Below are 15750 nucleotides of genomic sequence, written 5' to 3'. Positions count from 1 at the left end.
CAATTCTTACGATTCTGAAGGCTGTTGGGCCCCAGAGTCGGCATTACCGGATCCGGACGCGTCGGGCACGGTGTCGACGACACCGACCATCGCGTGGCGGACGACCACGTCGCCGACCTTGTAACCGCGCCGCATCACCGAGCCGAGGACCGGATGGGTGCCCTCTCCCTCGTGTTGCACAGCTTCGTGCAACTCGGGGTCGAACTCGTCACCCTCCTCGCCGAAGCCCGAAAGTCCGAGCCCCTCAAGGGTTGTCACGATCTTGTCGGCGACGGCCTTGAGCGGACCGGAATCCAGGTCGCCGTGGCTGCGTGCGCGGTCGAGGTCGTCGAGCACGGGCAGCAGCTGGGTGATCACCGACGCCTTGGCCCGGTCGGCGATCACCTGCTGGTCCCGCAGCGTCCGTCTCCGGTAGTTGGAGAAGTCCGCCTGCACCCGCTGCAGATCGGCGAGCAACTCGGCGGCCTTACCGGCCTCCTCCTCCGTCTCCCCGGCGAACTCGTCCGTGGCCGGCCCGCTGGGGGCCGGCTCGGACGGGTTCTCGCGCACCTGCCCGGTGTCGGGATCGATGCGGCGCTTGTCGGTGACGGTGATCGGTTCTTCTACTCGATCTGCGTCACTCACTTGCGCTCCTGATCATCCTCAACAACTTCGGCGTCGACGACGTCGTCTCCGGAGTTCGACGCACCGGCGGACTCACCGCCGGGCGCGCCGCCCGCGGCCTGCTCGGCCTGGGTGGCCTCGTAGATCGCCTGGCCGAGAGCCTGGCTCTCCTCGCCGAGCTTCTCCATGGCCGACTTGATGGCGGCGATGTCGGTGCCGGCGAGCGCGGCCTTGGCGTCGGAGATCGCGGCGTCGACCTTGGTCAGGGTGTCCTCGGGGACCTTCGATCCTCCCTCGGCCTCGCGCTGCTCCTTGACGAACTTCTCCGTCTGGTAGACCAGCGACTCGGCCTGGTTGCGGACGTCGGCCTCTTCGCGACGCTTGCGATCCTCGTCGGCGTGCGCCTCGGCGTCCTTGATCATCCGGTCGATCTCCTCCTTGGACAGGCCGGAGCCCTCCTGGATCTTGATCGTGTTCTCCTTGCCGGTGCCCTTGTCCTTGGCGGTGACGTGCACGATGCCGTTGGCGTCGATGTCGAAGGTGACCTCGATCTGCGGGACACCGCGCGGAGCCGGCGGGATACCGGTCAGCTCGAAGGAGCCGAGCAGCTTGTTGTGCGAGGCGATCTCGCGCTCACCCTGGAAGACCTGGATCTGCACCGACGGCTGGTTGTCGTCGGCCGTGGTGAAGGTCTCCGACCGCTTGGTCGGGATGGTGGTGTTGCGTTCGATGAGCTTGGTCATCACGCCGCCCTTGGTCTCGATGCCGAGACTCAGCGGGGTGACGTCAAGCAGCAGAACGTCTTTCACCTCACCCTTGAGCACGCCGGCCTGCAGCGCGGCGCCGACGGCGACGACCTCGTCCGGGTTCACACCCTTGTTGGGTTCCTTGCCACCGGTCATCTCCTTGACCAGCTCGGACACCGCGGGCATACGGGTGGAGCCACCGACGAGCACGACGTGGTCGATCTCGCCGACCGAGATTCCGGCGTCCTTGATGACGGACTGGAACGGCTTGCGGGTGCGGTCCAGCAGGTCCTGGGTGATCTTCTGGAACTCCGAGCGGGTCAGCTGCTCGTCGAGGAACAGCGGGTTCTTGTCCGCGTCGACGGTGATGTAGGGCAGGTTGATCGAGGTGCTCTGCGAGGAGCTGAGTTCGATCTTGGCCTTCTCGGCGGCCTCACGGAGCCGCTGCATCGCCATCTTGTCCTTGGTCAGGTCGATGCCCGACGTGCCCTTGAATTTGTCGACGAGCCATTCGACGATCCGGTCATCCCAGTCGTCGCCACCGAGGTGGTTGTCACCGGAGGTGGCGCGCACCTCGACGACACCCTCGCCGATCTCCAGCAGGGACACGTCGAACGTGCCGCCACCGAGGTCGAACACCAGGATGGTCTGTTCCTTCTCGCCCTTGTCCAGGCCGTAGGCCAGCGCGGCCGCGGTCGGCTCGTTGACGATGCGCAGCACGTTGAGGCCGGCGATCTGGCCGGCGTCCTTGGTGGCCTGACGCTGGGCGTCGTTGAAGTACGCGGGGACGGTGATCACCGCGTCGGTGATGTCCTCGCCCAGGTAGCTCTCCGCGTCGCGCTTGAGCTTCATCAGCACGCGGGCGCTGATCTCCTGCGGCGTGTAGTTCTTGCCGTCGATCTCCACCGACCAGTCGGTGCCGATCTCACGCTTGACCGACCGGATGGTCCGGTCGACGTTGGTGACGGCCTGGTTCTTGGCGGGCTGGCCGACCAGCACCTCGCCGTTGCGCGCGAACGCGACGACCGACGGGGTGGTCCGGGAACCCTCAGAGTTTGCGACGACGACGGGGTCGCCACCTTCGAGCACTGCGACGACGGAGTTGGTGGTCCCGAGGTCGATACCGACCGCACGAGCCATAGTTACTGCCTCCTGAATAGACGTTTCCTGGTTCTCAGTTGTATGAGTGCACCGGGCTCAAGACTGCTCCACCCGGGTCCACCGTGTCAAGCGAGACTTGAGTCTATGTGACTCAACTGTCGAAAGGGTCAACGGCACCCCTGCGGGGTTTGTTCCCGCCCGGCGAAGAATTTGTGCGCGGTGTCTAACGCGTGATGTCGTCGCGGAAGAAGAACCGCCGGCCCGTGACGTTCATCGGGCGGATGCGCACGTAATGCGACTTGTCGTCCGGGTTCGTCCACGGCAACAGCGCGGCCTCTTCGGCCTCGGCGATCTCCTCGTTGGTGTGCAGCGACCGCGCCGGCCCCCGCACGATCACGCTCCACCCTTCGCCGCCCGAGTATCCGTCGGCCTCGAACAGCACTTCCCTGCTGACCGCCGAGGCGACGAGTTTCGTGCCCTCGGCGGTGCGGAACAGCACGGTGCGGTTCTGCACGGCGAAGTTCACCGGGAAGATGTTGGACTGACCCTCGAAATTGGTGACCAGTCGACCGATCGGGGCGCCGGCCAGCAGTTCCCAGCATTCGGAGACCGGGAGGATCGAAACCGGTTGCGGCTCTGAGGGCATGCGCGTGATGCTACCCATCGTCGCCGGATTGCGGATGCCAAGATCGGAGTCGCCGCATCAGCGCGCTCTTCTTGTGATGGTGCTCGGTCATGCGGCACAGGATGTCGTCGAGCACCGTGACCGCGTCACCGATGTGCGGGCCCTTGTTGAGCATCACGCACTCGGCCCGCGCTCCCATCGCCGCATCGCTGACCTCCGCGCGTGACGGCAGACCGCTCTTGGCCAGCGACTCCAGCACCTGGGTCGCCCAGATGACCGGCAGATGCGCCGATTCGCACAACCACAGGATCTCCTCCTGCAACTCCGCGAGGCGTTCGTAGCCGACCTCCACCGCGAGGTCCCCGCGCGCGATCATCACGCCGACGCGGGGGCGGCGCATCGCGGCGAACAGCAACCGGGGCAGATTCTCGAACGCCCGACGGGTCTCGATCTTGAGCACCACGCCGATGCCGTCGTCGCCGAACTGCTCCAGCGCGTCGTAGAGCGCGCCGACGTCGGCGGGGCTCTGCACGAAGGACAGCTGCACGATGTCGGCGACCTCGACGACGGTCGCCAGGTCCGCGAGGTCCTTCCCGGTCAGCGCCGAGATGGGCAGGTGGGTGTCGGGAACGTTGATGCCCTTGGCTTCTCGCAGTTTCGAGCCGGTCTCGGCAGCGCGCGCGATCCGCACGTCCAGCGCGTCGGGGGTCGCCGCGACGACGACGCCGCTGATCTTGCCGTCGTCGAAGAAGATCCGGTCGCCTGCGCGGGCGTTGTCGAACACCTCGGGCAGGGTGCAGCCGATCCTCGGGATACCGTCGGCGTCCGGTGCGGCCGGCGAGCAGTCCCGGGTGACGCGCAGTTGGTCCCCGGGCCGCAGAAGCACGCTCTGTGCGAGATCGGGCACCGTGCCCAGCGCGGCGCTGTCGCGCCGGCCGTCTGCGTGCAACGCCGTCCCGGTGCTCAGGTACGTCGTCTTGGTCGCCGTGACGATCCGGCCGCGGTCCGCAGTTCCGCCGACGACGAGACGGCGGGCGGCTCCCCGGGTGTCGCGCACGGTGATCTCGTCGCCGGCCCGCCGCCGCGCCAACCAGTCGCCCGGCACGGGAAGCAGGAGCCGGCCGGTCGAGGGCTCCGGCGCCTCCTGCGCGATCAGCAACGCCTCCGCGGGTGCGCTGACACGTCCCCAGCCGTCGCGTCGCGGCTTCATCTTGACCACTCGCGGACCCGGCCGGATCGGCCCGGTTCGCAGCTTGGGCCCACCGAGGTCCATCGCGATCAGACACGGGCGGTCGATCGCCGCGGCTGCGGTGCGGACGTGGTGCGCCATCGCCCCCCACGCGGACGCGTCGTCGTGGGCGCAGTTGATCCGTGCGACGTCCATCCCGCGTTCGAGCAGGTTCCGGGCGACGTCCGGGTCGGTGGCCGCCTCCGTCGGAAGGGTCACCATGATGCGGGTCTCGCGATCCCGCGGCGCGGCACCCAACAGCTCGACAGTCCTGCGCTGCAACAGCTCCCGTCCCGCCGACGGACTCAGTCCCGCAGGAGCGGGGTCGCCGAATCCTTCTCCGGCCATCGCCCGGGCGGCGGCGCGGACCCTTTGCAGTGTCGCCTCGACATGAGCTTCGCTGCGGCCCAGGGAGGACAATCCGTGGTCGGCGAGGCGACGTTGCAGATCCCGCAGGTCGGTCTGCCGCAGCGACCAGTAGTGCGCCATGTTGCGGGCACTGGCCCGGCGGGTCGCCGGCACCGCGGGGAGGGCATCCGCCCAGGCGGCCTCGCCGGCGGCGAGGTTGTCCAGGAGCGAGTCGAGCTCCTCGGCGAGGCCGGCAAGGTCGCCGATCCGGCCGTCGGCCCCGTCATCGTGGGCCCGCGCATCCGATCGCTGTGTGGTCATGGTGCGGGCGACGCTATCGAAGCCGGGTTACCCGCGGGTGAACGGCGAAATGACCTTTCGACAGATGCGCTGCGCCTCGGCCACCGATTCGGCCAACGGACGCCCGGTGTCGAGCGGGTGCCTGCCGGCGACGCCTGTGCGTCCGGCGAGTGCCTCAGCGATCTGCGGGGTCGCATCCGACGTGGTCTGCGTCCGCGCGCGGATCCGTGCGCCGGCCTCCTCGACCGGGAGCACACAGGTGAATTCGGTCAGCGGGGTCTCGGTGCTCTCGGCGAGCCGGCGTGCCCGCCCGGTCGCCTCCTCGTCGCGCCACGTGCCGTCGAGTATCACCGAACACCCGCCGGTCACCGCCGCCTCCGCCCGCCGCAGCACCTCGTCGTAGACCCGCGCAACGCTCTCGGGCGCATACAGCCCGCTGTCGAGAGCACCGACGGCGCCGCTGATGACGCCGGCGTCGCGCAGCTCCCTGCGGACGTCGTCGGTGGAGATCACCTGCGCGCCAAGTACTTCCGCGAGCGCCCGGGACACCGTGGTCTTCCCCGAGCCGGGGCCGCCACCGACGATGACCAAGCGGACCGCCCCGTCCCGCAGACGATCGGCGGCGAGGTGCAGGTGCCGGCGGGCGTCGTCGGCCGGCTCGGGGTGACCCTGCTCGACGCGCACACAGTCGACCTTGGCGCGGACCACGGCGCGGTAGGCGATGTAGAAGTTCTGCAGCGACCGCGGTGCCGGATCCGCCGCACGCGCCACGTACTCGCGAAGGAACTCGTCGCCGAGGTCGCCCCTGCCGTGGAACTCCAGATCCATCGCGAGGAACGCCGCGTCGTCGACGCCGTCGACATAGCGCAGCAGGTCGTCGAATTCCAGGCAGTCCAGCATCGCGGGACCGTCGGGCATACAGAAGATGTCGTCGGTCAGCAGATCGGCGTGCCCGTCGACGATGCGCCCCTGCGCGATGCGCTGCGCCATCAACACCGACCGGCCCGCGAGGAACCGCTGTGCGAGCGCATGGATCTCGTCGAGGTCCGCGCGGTCGAACACCACGTCGGCGTGGCGGCCAAGCTCGGTGAGGTTCTGCGCCCAGCGCTCCCACACCGCCTCCGGGCGGCCCTGCGCGTCGATGTCGGGTCCGCGGCGGGCGTCGCGGTGGAAATCGGCGAGCCTGCCCGCGATCTCACGGAGCTCGGCGGTGAGCGGTTTACCCTGTGCCACAAGCGAGGTCAGGCGCGCCGAGTCCGGGTAACGGCGCATCACGATCACCGGCTCGGGCTGCGAACCGCCCGGCATGGCGAACTCGCCGACCCCGAGGTAACTCTGCGGGGCGAGACGTCGGTTGAGGGTCACCTCGTGGTGCAGGGCCCGCGCCCGCTGCTCGACGGTGCTGAAGTCGAGGAAGTCGGTCTTCACCGCTTTCTTGGCCTTGTACGCCCGCTCGCCGAGAAGAACGACGAGACCCGTGTGCGTCTCGTGGATCTGCGCGTCGAGGTTCCCGGGTGTGCCCATGGCCCCAGGTTAGGCTGGCACCCGATGAGGACGCGATTGATGGCGGCGGCGGTGCTGGCCTCGGCGACTGTGCTCGCGGGGTGCCAGACGGTGATCGACGGGACCGCGACCCGCACCCCCGATTCGTCGTTCACCGAGCCGGAGTTCCCGACGCCGCGCCCCAGCCGGCCGACCACAGCGCCTCCGTCGACGTCGGCGCCGACCCCCACCCCCACGCGGCCCCGACCGCCGGGCGGCGAGGTCCTCCGACCGCAGAACGGCTACGTGTTCATCCAGACGAAGTCGGGCAAGACGCGCTGCCAGCTCGACGAGCAGGAGGTCGGCTGCGAGTCGGCGTTCACCGACGCGCCCGTGATCGACGGCATGCCCGCCAACGGCGTGCGCCTGAGCGCCGACGGTGAGCTGAGCTGGGTGGTCGGCAACCTCGGCGCCATTCCGGCGGTGACGCTGGACTACCGCACCTACAGCGCGCTGGGGTGGACGATCGAGGCCACCGAGAGCGGCACCCGGTTCACCAACGACGCCACCGGCCGGGGCATGGTCGTCCGCATCGAGGGCGTCGAGAGCTTCTGAGATCCTCGCGGGGTTTGATCCCCGCCGCGTTGCGGGAACAGCAGGCGGGTGCGCACACACGACCTGGTCGTCATCGGCGCGGGGTCGGGCAACATGGTCGTCGACGACCGCTTCTCCGATCTCGACGTCGCCATCATCGACGACCGCAAGTTCGGCGGCACCTGCGTCAACTACGGGTGCATCCCGTCGAAAATGCTGTCCTACACCGCCCAGGTCGCCGACACCGTCGCGGCCGCGGGCGACTTCGACATCCACATCGACATCGACGCCGACACCGACACCGACACCGACGCCGACTTCGGCCGGCTCCGGTGGGCACAATTGCGGGACCGCGTCTTCGGGCGCACCGACGCGATCGCCGCCGACGGCGAACAAGGCCGCCGGGACAGCGATTTCATCACCGTCTACAACGGACACGCCCGGTTCACCCAGCCGGGCCGGCTGCAGGTCGCCGTCGACGGGGACACCGTCGAGATCGCCGCGGACCGGATCGTCATCGCCGCCGGAAGCCGGCCGGTGATCCCCGACGTCGTCGCCGGGTCCGGCCTGCCCTACGAGACCTCCGACACCGTGATGCGCGTCGACGCCGCGCCGGCCCATCTGGCCGTGCTGGGCGGCGGCTACATCGCGGCCGAACTCGCCCACGTCTTCGCCGCGGCGGGTAGCCGGATCACGGTGATCGAGCGTTCCGACCGGCTGCTCGGCGGCTTCCAGGACGACGCGGTCCGCACGACCTACACCGAGCTGATGCGCTCCCGCTACGACCTGCGTTGCGGGAGTCAGATTGCCGAGATATCCGGTGCGCCAGGCGATCTGCGCATCCGACTGGACGACGGGTCAATCGTCGACGCCGACATGCTGCTGGTCGCGGCGGGACGCCGCTCCAACAGCGATCGCCTCGACGTGGCCAAAGGGGACATCGACACCCACGAGGACGGCCGCGTCGTCGTCGACGAATACTGCCGCACCACCGCCGACGGGGTCTTCGCGCTCGGTGACGTCAGCACCGAGATCCCGCTCAAACACGTCGCCAACCGCGAGGCCGCCGTCGTCAAACACAATCTGCTCCACCCCGCCGACCTGCGTGCCGTCAGCCACGAACTGGTGCCGTCGGCGGTGTTCACCCACCCGCAGATCGCGTCGATCGGGCGGACCGAAAAGGACTGCCGCGACGAGAATCTCGACTACCGGACCGGGGTCGCCGAGTTCTCCGACGTCGCCTACGGGTGGGCGATGCAGGACGAGTCCGGTCTGTGCAAGGTGCTCGCCGCCCCGGACGGGCGCATCCTCGGCGCGCACGTCATCGGTCCGCAGGCCGCCACACTGGTCCAGATCTTCGTCGTCGCCATGAATTTCGGCATCACCGCCGCAGAGCTGGCCCGGCGGCCCTACTGGATCCACCCTGCGCTGACCGAGGTCGTGGAGAACGCACTACTCGCCCTCGACAAGGACGGTTCATGACCGGCGACGACCATCCCGTGATCCTCGTGCTGTTCGGCGCCCGCGGAGATCTGGCCCGCCGCATGCTTTTTCCGAGCCTCTACCGGCTCGCCGCGGCCGGCCGGCTGCCTGCCGACCATCGCATCATCGGCTCGGGACGGTCCTCCCCCGACAGCGTCGAGGAGTTCCGGGACTCGGTGCGCGAGGGTTTGTCCGAGTCGATCGACGATCTCGACGACGCGGTGGTCGAGGGCCTGCTGCAACGCTTGTCGTTCCAGTCCGCCGACGCCGACGACGGCGCCGACCTCGCCGCCGCGGTGGCGTCCGCGCAGAAGGAACTGGGTGAGGACGTCCGGACGCTGATCTACCTGTCCGTACCACCGTCGGCGATGAAACCGATGATCGCCATGCTGGGCCGCGAGGGCATGGCCGAGGGCGCGCGCCTCATCGTCGAGAAGCCCTTCGGCACCGACCTGGACAGCTCACGCGAACTCGGCGCGGCCACCGAGTCCGTCGCCGACGAGCAGCGCATCTACCGCATCGACCACTTCCTGGGTAAGGAAGCCGTCCAGAACATCCTCGCGTTGCGGTTCGCCAACGGCCTGATCGAACCGGCCTGGAACAGACACCACATCGAATCGGTCCAGATCGATGTGCCCGAGGACATCGCGCTGGAGGGCCGGGGCAGCTTCTACGAATCGACCGGGTGCTTCCGCGACATGGTCTCCACCCACCTGTGCCAGGTGCTCGGATTTCTCGCGATGGAGCCGCCGTCCGCTCTGGACGCCGACGGTCTGCGCAACGCCAAGGCCCAGGTGTTCGAGGACATGCGGCCGTTGGATCCCGCCCGGGTGGTGTTCGGGCAGTACGCCGGCTACCGCGACGAGGACGGGGTGGACGACGACTCCGACGTGGAGACGTTCGTGGCGCTCGAGGCCTACGTCGACAACGAGCGGTGGCGTGACGTCCCGTTCTACCTGCGCACCGGAAAAGCCATGGAGGACAACCGCAGAACGGTCACTCTGACGTTCCGCACGCCGCCCGGGGAGCTGTTCGGTGACACTCGACGGCCGGACCGGCTGGTGCTGGACCTGACCGAGACCCCGACGGCGCAGCTGGCGCTGAACGTGAAACGCCCGGGCCCCGAGCTGACGGTGGAGCGGGTCGGCGTGCCGGTGGCGCTGACTCCCGACGGCACCGGCGGCGACGGCCTCGACGCCTACGAGCGGTTGCTGCTCGACGTGCTGCGCGGCGATCAGACACTGTTCGCGCGCGGTGACGAGGTCGACCGGCTCTGGCAGGTGTGCCAACCGGTCCTCGACGATCCCCCTGCCGTCGAGGCCTACGACAAGGGCTCCTGGGGTCCACAATCCGCGGTGGAACTGCCGCGGTCAGGATGGTGGCTGCCCGATGATGACTGACCTCCGTCCCGATGAACCGAAAGGCACCCGATGACCGTTGCTCAGCAAGAGCGGGCCGCCCTGGTGGCCACCTTCCGCGACACCGCACCCGACTCCCCGACGCTGTGCGAAGGGTGGGACGTCCGCGATCTGACCGCGCACCTCGTGGTCCGGGAGCGTCGCCTCGACGCGGCGCCGGGGATCCTGATCCCGGCGTTCGCCGACTACACCGAACGCGTGCAGGAGCAGGTCGCGTCGTCGACGGACTGGGATGTGCTGCTGGGCCGGGTCGCCGAGGGCCCGCCGCTGTACTCGCCGTTCAAGCTGCTCGATCCGATCGCCAACGTCGCGGAGATGTTCATCCACCACGAGGACGTCCGGCGCGCCGGGGCCGACTGGGAACCGCGTCCCCTCGACGACCAGACGGTGTCGGCGCTGCGCCGGCCGGTCGCGATGATGGCCAGGATGACTCTGCGCAAAGCGCCGGCGAAGGTCGTGTTCCGCACCCCGCAGGGTGACACCCTGGCCACCGTCGGCAAGGGCGCCGAGGTCGCCGTGACCGGGGACCCCGGTGAGCTGTTGATGTTCGCCGCGGGCCGCGATGAGGCCTGGGTGTCGTTCGACGGTCCGGCCGATCTGGTCGAGCGGGTGAAGAAGTCCCGGGGCGGATTGTGAGCCTAGACATCCCAGGACCGTAGGTTGTCAAGCAGCTCGGGAGTCGGTTTGGCGGTGGGCCCAGGCTTTGTGTTCGCTGTAGGGCGTGTGGTGGCGGAGGCAGCCGTGCAGGATGCCGACGAGGCGGTTGCCCAGGGCGCGTAGTGCTTGGTGGTGCAGGTCGCCGGCGGCGCGGTGTTGGTCGTAAAAGGTGCGTGCGCCGGGACTGTTGGTCAGGGCGCAGAAGGCCCATTGGTCGATCGCGTCGTAGAGGCGGCGGTTGCGGACGTGGCGGGCCAGTACGGCGCGTTTCTTGCCCGACGCGATGGTCAATGGGGAGGTTCCGGCGTAGTTCTTGCGAGACTTGGCGGTGGTGTAGCGGTTGGGGTCGTCCCCGAACTCACCGAGCACCCGGGCGCCGAGGATGACACCGAGTCCTGGCAGGGAGAGGTAGATGTCGGCGTCCGGGTGTGTCTCAAAATGTGCCGCCAATTCGGCTTCGAGGTCGGCGATGTGGTGGTTCAACTCGGTGATGATGGCGACCGCGGCGCGGGTGGTGGCCCCGAACGCGGCGGTGACCGCGGGCGCGGCGGCGAGCTGGTCGCTGCGCAATGCGGTTTGGATCTCGAGTGCCTTGGCGTCGAGGTTGCGTTGTCGCCCAGCAGCTTTGAGCGCTGATCGGATCTTTGAGACACTCAGCCGTGCGGCGTCGGTCGGGGTGGGAGCGCGGCCCAGGATCGCCAGGGCGTCGCGGTCGGACAGCGAGGCGAAGGCCTCCAACGCAGCGGGGTAGTACTCGCGCAGCGCGCTGCGCAGCGCGTTGGTGTTGCGGTTGCGGCTCCAGATCAGGTTTTGATGCGCCCGTGCCAGGACTTTGATCGCCTCCACCTCCGGGGTGTCCCCGGCGATCGGGCGGTGATTGTGCCGGTCGGTGCGCACCAGATCAGCCAAGAGTTTGGCGTCAGCAGCATCAGACTTCGCACCCGATACCTGGTGGCGGTCGCGGTAGCGGGCCACGGCGAGCGGATTGACCGCGAACACTTCGTAGCCGGCCGCGGCGAGTGCTTCGACCCACAGGCCGCGGTCGGTTTCGATGCCGATTACCACCTCGGTGGGATCCTGGGCGTGGGCAGCCACCAGTTCGTGGAACCCGCGAATGCCAGCCAGCCCTTCTGGTAAGCGACGCGATGCCAGCCTGGTTCCCTCGGCGGCGGGCGTGTCATTCCATCTGTGTAAGTCCGGGGTGGTCCAAGATCGGACCGCCGTTCGGGCGGACAGAAGGAGTGATTTGTGACCAAGGCCATAGCGTCGTCGGGTTCGGGAAAGTCGGCGGCTCGGCAACTGGCGGAGACGTTTTCGGCTGAGACGCTGGATTCGTTGATCAAGGATGCGGTGAAGTCGGGAACCCCGATTGATGGCGCCGATGGTTTGCTCAACGAGTTGACCAAGGCGGTGCTGGAACGGGCGTTGGATTCGGAACTGACCCACCACTTGGGATACGAGGCCGGTGACCCGGCCGGGCGCGGCAGCGGCAATTCCCGCAACGGCACGACACCGAAGACGGTGTCCACGGTCAACGGCCCGGTGGCCATCGCGGTGCCGCGTGATCGTAACGGCTCGTTCGAGCCGGCGATCGTGCCCAAAAAGGTCCGCCGGCTGGGCAACCTCAACTCGGTGGTGTTGTCGCTGTACTCGCGCGGCATGACCACCCGCGACATCGAAGCACATCTCGAGGAGGTGTACGGCGCGTCGGTGTCGCGAGAGCTGATCTCCAACATCACCGAGGTGGTGGTCGATGAGATCAAGGCCTGGCAATCGCGCCCGCTCGACGAGGTCTATCCGATCCTCTACATCGACGGGCTGCGGCTGCGCATCAAAGACAACGGGGTCGTCACCACCAAGGTGGCCTATCTGGCCATCGGCGTGGATCTCGACGGCCGCAAACACGCCCTGGGGGTCTGGATCCAAGACTCCGAGGGGGCGAAGTTCTGGCAGAAAGTCGTGATCGATCTGCGCAACCGCGGGGTGCGCGACATCCTGATCGCCTGCTGCGACGGCTGAGGGCGTGTCATTCCATCTGTGTAAGTCCGGGGTGGTCCAAGATCGGACCGCCGTTCGGGCGGACAGAAGGAGTGATTTGTGACCAAGGCCATAGCGTCGTCGGGTTCGGGAAAGTCGGCGGCTCGGCAACTGGCGGAGACGTTTTCGGCTGAGACGCTGGATTCGTTGATCAAGGATGCGGTGAAGTCGGGAACCCCGATTGATGGCGCCGATGGTTTGCTCAACGAGTTGACCAAGGCGGTGCTGGAACGGGCGTTGGATTCGGAACTGACCCACCACTTGGGATACGAGGCCGGTGACCCGGCCGGGCGCGGCAGCGGCAATTCCCGCAACGGCACGACACCGAAGACGGTGTCCACGGTCAACGGCCCGGTGGCCATCGCGGTGCCGCGTGATCGTAACGGCTCGTTCGAGCCGGCGATCGTGCCCAAAAAGGTCCGCCGGCTGGGCAACCTCAACTCGGTGGTGTTGTCGCTGTACTCGCGCGGCATGACCACCCGCGACATCGAAGCACATCTCGAGGAGGTGTACGGCGCGTCGGTGTCGCGAGAGCTGATCTCCAACATCACCGAGGTGGTGGTCGATGAGATCAAGGCCTGGCAATCGCGCCCGCTCGACGAGGTCTATCCGATCCTCTACATCGACGGGCTGCGGCTGCGCATCAAAGACAACGGGGTCGTCACCACCAAGGTGGCCTATCTGGCCATCGGCGTGGATCTCGACGGCCGCAAACACGCCCTGGGGGTCTGGATCCAAGACTCCGAGGGGGCGAAGTTCTGGCAGAAAGTCGTGATCGATCTGCGCAACCGCGGGGTGCGCGACATCCTGATCGCCTGCTGCGACGGGCTGACCGGGCTGCCCGACGCGATCCGCTCGATCTACCCCGAGACCGTGGTGCAGACCTCATCTATTAACAATGGACGAGCCGGGATGGTCTCGGCGTTCACCTGCACCACCACGGGCAGGACCTGTGCAAACGCGTCACCTTCGAGGTCCACATGCAGACCCGTCCGCCCGTGGTGGCTGCGGGGCATGGACCGGCCAGCGAGAGCAGCACCACCGGTATCAGCGGTGAGTGCCGAGATGAGGTTCCGGGCACGCCCCGTCATTGCAGCGTGAACTTTCGGATCGAAGGGATCTGACTGCAGTGATTCAGGATAGTCCGGACGGTGGGAAACGTTTCTGGTGCGGCATCGATTGGGGCGGACGCTCCCATCACCTCTGCGTCCTCGACGACGACGGCCAACAGCTCCTCAGCCGCAAAATCGCGCACACCGTCGACGGTCTGATGGCCCTGGTCGAGGTGATCGCTTCGTTGGCCGGCTCAGTGCTCATCGCTATCGAACGCGCCGAGGGCTTGCTTGTCGAACATCTCCAACAGCAATGCGAAGCTGAAATCTATTGCGTATCACCGAAGATCTCGGCTCGGGCCCGTGAACGGTATCGGATGGCGGCAGCAAAATCCGACGAGTTCGACGCCTACGTGCTGGCCGACACGTTGCGTCACCAGCATGCCCAGTGGCGGCCGTTAGCCACCCCGTCGCCGGTCCTTGCCGAGCTGACCGCGATCAGTCGCGACCGTCAACGCATCCTCGACATGCAGGTCGACACCGAAAACCGGCTGCGTTCGATCTTGGAGGCCTACCATCCCGCGCCATTGCACCTGTTCTCCTCACTGGACCGTGACATCACCCTGGCCTTCATCCAGACCTATCCCACGCCCGCGCAAGCGGGCAGGATCACCGCGACGCGGATGGGTGGATTCACCGGCCGTCACGGCTATAGCGGCCGCCAGAAGCCCGAAGCGCTCATCGAGCGCATGCAGCCGCACCTTTTGTCCGCTAGCGAAGGCACTGTGGCCGGTAAAGCGGTGGCGGCGAAAGCATTCACCGAACAACTCGCCTTGCTCAACACCCACTTACGAGGCCACGACAAGCGTCTACGTGAACTACTCGACGCTCACCCCGACACCCACATCTTCACCAGCTTCCCCGGTATCGGACCCGTCACCGCCGCAGTGCTGATCTCGGAGATGGGTGAAGAGCGCACCCGGTTTCCCTCGCCGTCGTCGCTGCTGGCCGACACCGGTTTGGCGCCAGTTACCAAGGCCTCCGGGCGCACACGGCAGGTTCGGTTCCGTTACGCCGCTAACCGCCGCATGCGGCACGCCATTGACTGGTGGATGTTCGTCGCCACCCGTGAAGATCCGTGGTCGGCCGAGATTTACCAGCAGGCCCGTGCTGCCGGCCATGCCCACCATCGAGCGTTACGCGGTCTCGGTGCTCGTTGGGTGCGGATCCTGTGGCGCTGCTGGCAAGACCACACCGCTTACGACCCGGCAGTTCATCACCGCCCGACCGCGGCCTAACTGGTTTACAGAAGCGTCCCGCTGCAGGCAGCAAACAATCGCTGCAGCGCGAACGAACGCGTCCGGAATCAGAAGGTTGACAGCGGGAGTCTGCGTGGTGCACGTGATCCGCAACGCGATGCGGTTCGTGTCCTACAAAGACCGCAAGAAGGTCGCGACATCGATGCGCGCGATCTACAGCGCGCCGACCGTGGAGGCCGCAGAGCTCGCGCTCAAGGACTTCGACACCGCCTACGGCGCCCAGTACCCGGGCGCGATCGACGTGTGGCGCAACGCCTGGCCCGAGTTCGTGCCGTTCCTGGATTATCCGGTCGAGCTGCGCAAGATCGTCTACACCACCAACGCGATCGAATCGATCAACTTCCAACTGCGCAAGATCACCAAGAACCGCGGCCATTTCCCCGACAAGGACGCCGCGATGAAGTTGCTGTACCTCGGGCTGCGCAACATCTCCAGCGAGAGAGGAGGGTTCTCGGGCACCGGAACATACAACTGGACTGTGGCATTGAACACACTCGCCAAGCTGTTTCCAGGGCGACTTCCGTTGTCTTAGAATACAATTCGTAGTCAAATCACCTCTGACTTACACAAAATTCGTGACAGGCTCTTCGCGGCAGCGGCGTGAGCACAGCACGCACCGGCCCGTCTCCGGAATCAACACCCGGCCCTGGCCGCAGCCCGGGCATCGCGCCTTGGCCGCCTGCTCTCGTAACCGGCGGGTGCACCGGCAGCAGTGCTCGCGGCCGATGTATCCGACCGGTGCGCCGCAGTCGAGGCAG

Annotated in this window: 11 protein-coding genes and 3 pseudogenes; 8 read left to right on the top strand and 6 right to left on the bottom strand. The window is 67.3% G+C overall.

What is annotated here, in order from left to right; all coding sequences use genetic code 11:
- Positions 1 to 6 precede the first annotated feature (6 nt).
- The 5 genes from grpE to DYE23_RS02620 all read right to left on the bottom strand — a co-directional run bounded on the left by grpE (position 7) and on the right by DYE23_RS02620 (position 6475).
- Positions 7 to 624, bottom strand: coding sequence for a nucleotide exchange factor GrpE (gene grpE / locus DYE23_RS02640; protein WP_011891260.1), 618 nt, complete (start codon positions 622 to 624; stop codon positions 7 to 9).
- Entirely contained in the window at positions 621 to 2489 is a 1869-nt protein-coding gene (gene dnaK / locus DYE23_RS02635; RefSeq protein ID WP_115326423.1) for a molecular chaperone DnaK, read from the bottom strand. Before dnaK ends, grpE begins: the two co-directional genes overlap by 4 nt.
- 184 nt (positions 2490 to 2673) lie before the next feature.
- Positions 2674 to 3096 carry a pyridoxamine 5'-phosphate oxidase family protein gene (locus tag DYE23_RS02630; RefSeq protein ID WP_115328844.1) on the bottom strand — a complete coding sequence of 141 codons (423 nt, stop codon included), beginning with the start codon at positions 3094 to 3096 and terminating at the stop codon, positions 2674 to 2676.
- Between the two features lie 10 nt (positions 3097 to 3106).
- Positions 3107 to 4972: a pyruvate kinase gene (locus tag DYE23_RS02625; RefSeq protein ID WP_172527692.1), complete on the bottom strand. Its 1866-nt coding sequence runs from the start codon at positions 4970 to 4972 to the stop codon at positions 3107 to 3109.
- A 27-nt stretch (positions 4973 to 4999) separates the two neighbouring features.
- Positions 5000 to 6475, bottom strand: a complete 1476-nt coding sequence (locus DYE23_RS02620; protein WP_115326422.1) for a bifunctional aminoglycoside phosphotransferase/ATP-binding protein — start codon at positions 6473 to 6475, stop codon at positions 5000 to 5002.
- 24 nt (positions 6476 to 6499) lie between these two features.
- On the opposite strand from DYE23_RS02620, the gene DYE23_RS02615 reads away from it, so the two are divergent.
- The 4 genes from DYE23_RS02615 to DYE23_RS02600 are packed head-to-tail and all read left to right on the top strand — an operon-like array spanning position 6500 to position 10563.
- Positions 6500 to 7048: a hypothetical protein gene (locus tag DYE23_RS02615; RefSeq protein WP_011891265.1), complete on the top strand. Its 549-nt coding sequence runs from the start codon at positions 6500 to 6502 to the stop codon at positions 7046 to 7048.
- Positions 7049 to 7096: 48 nt separating this feature from the next.
- Positions 7097 to 8509 (top strand): mycothione reductase, encoded by a 1413-nt coding sequence (locus tag DYE23_RS02610; protein ID WP_115326421.1) that lies wholly within the window; start codon positions 7097 to 7099, stop codon positions 8507 to 8509.
- Positions 8506 to 9909 carry a glucose-6-phosphate dehydrogenase gene (gene zwf / locus DYE23_RS02605; protein ID WP_115326420.1) on the top strand — a complete coding sequence of 468 codons (1404 nt, stop codon included), beginning with the start codon at positions 8506 to 8508 and terminating at the stop codon, positions 9907 to 9909. The genes DYE23_RS02610 and zwf overlap by 4 nt, the downstream gene beginning before the upstream one ends.
- Positions 9910 to 9939: 30 nt before the next feature.
- Positions 9940 to 10563, top strand: a complete 624-nt coding sequence (locus tag DYE23_RS02600) for a TIGR03085 family metal-binding protein (protein ID WP_099962378.1) — start codon at positions 9940 to 9942, stop codon at positions 10561 to 10563.
- Positions 10564 to 10590: 27 nt separating this feature from the next.
- On the opposite strand, the gene DYE23_RS02595 is transcribed toward DYE23_RS02600, so the two are convergent.
- Positions 10591 to 11820: an IS110 family RNA-guided transposase gene (locus DYE23_RS02595; RefSeq protein WP_115328842.1), complete on the bottom strand. Its 1230-nt coding sequence runs from the start codon at positions 11818 to 11820 to the stop codon at positions 10591 to 10593.
- Positions 11821 to 11883: 63 nt separating this feature from the next.
- On the opposite strand from DYE23_RS02595, the pseudogene DYE23_RS02590 reads away from it, so the two are divergent.
- From DYE23_RS02590 to DYE23_RS02575, 4 genes and pseudogenes are all read left to right on the top strand, one after another.
- A pseudogene (locus DYE23_RS02590) lies at positions 11884 to 12600 on the top strand (IS256 family transposase); the annotation flags it as partial.
- A 132-nt stretch (positions 12601 to 12732) separates the two neighbouring features.
- Positions 12733 to 13536 (top strand): annotated as a pseudogene (locus tag DYE23_RS02585) (IS256 family transposase); the annotation flags it as partial.
- Positions 13537 to 13750: 214 nt separating this feature from the next.
- Positions 13751 to 14971: an IS110 family RNA-guided transposase gene (locus DYE23_RS02580; RefSeq protein WP_079654850.1), complete on the top strand. Its 1221-nt coding sequence runs from the start codon at positions 13751 to 13753 to the stop codon at positions 14969 to 14971.
- Between the two features lie 91 nt (positions 14972 to 15062).
- Positions 15063 to 15524 (top strand): annotated as a pseudogene (locus DYE23_RS02575) (transposase); the annotation flags it as partial.
- Positions 15525 to 15750: the final 226 nt, after the last annotated feature.

Origin of the sequence: Mycolicibacterium gilvum (genome assembly GCF_900454025.1) — a bacterium.
GTDB lineage: Bacteria > Actinomycetota > Actinomycetes > Mycobacteriales > Mycobacteriaceae > Mycobacterium > Mycobacterium gilvum.
The sequence above is the reverse complement of the archived record's forward strand: the minus strand, read 5'-3'. Positions and strand labels throughout refer to the sequence as shown.

Coding starts and splice junctions, on each gene's coding strand:
- DYE23_RS02620 (WP_115326422.1), bottom strand. CDS start 6,475: ATGGGCACACCCGGGAACCTCGACGCGCAGATCCACGAGACGCACACG.
- DYE23_RS02625 (WP_172527692.1), bottom strand. CDS start 4,972: ATGACCACACAGCGATCGGATGCGCGGGCCCACGATGACGGGGCCGAC.
- DYE23_RS02600 (WP_099962378.1), top strand. CDS start 9,940: ATGACCGTTGCTCAGCAAGAGCGGGCCGCCCTGGTGGCCACCTTCCGC.
- DYE23_RS02615 (WP_011891265.1), top strand. CDS start 6,500: ATGAGGACGCGATTGATGGCGGCGGCGGTGCTGGCCTCGGCGACTGTG.
- zwf (WP_115326420.1), top strand. CDS start 8,506: ATGACCGGCGACGACCATCCCGTGATCCTCGTGCTGTTCGGCGCCCGC.
- DYE23_RS02630 (WP_115328844.1), bottom strand. CDS start 3,096: ATGCCCTCAGAGCCGCAACCGGTTTCGATCCTCCCGGTCTCCGAATGC.
- dnaK (WP_115326423.1), bottom strand. CDS start 2,489: ATGGCTCGTGCGGTCGGTATCGACCTCGGGACCACCAACTCCGTCGTC.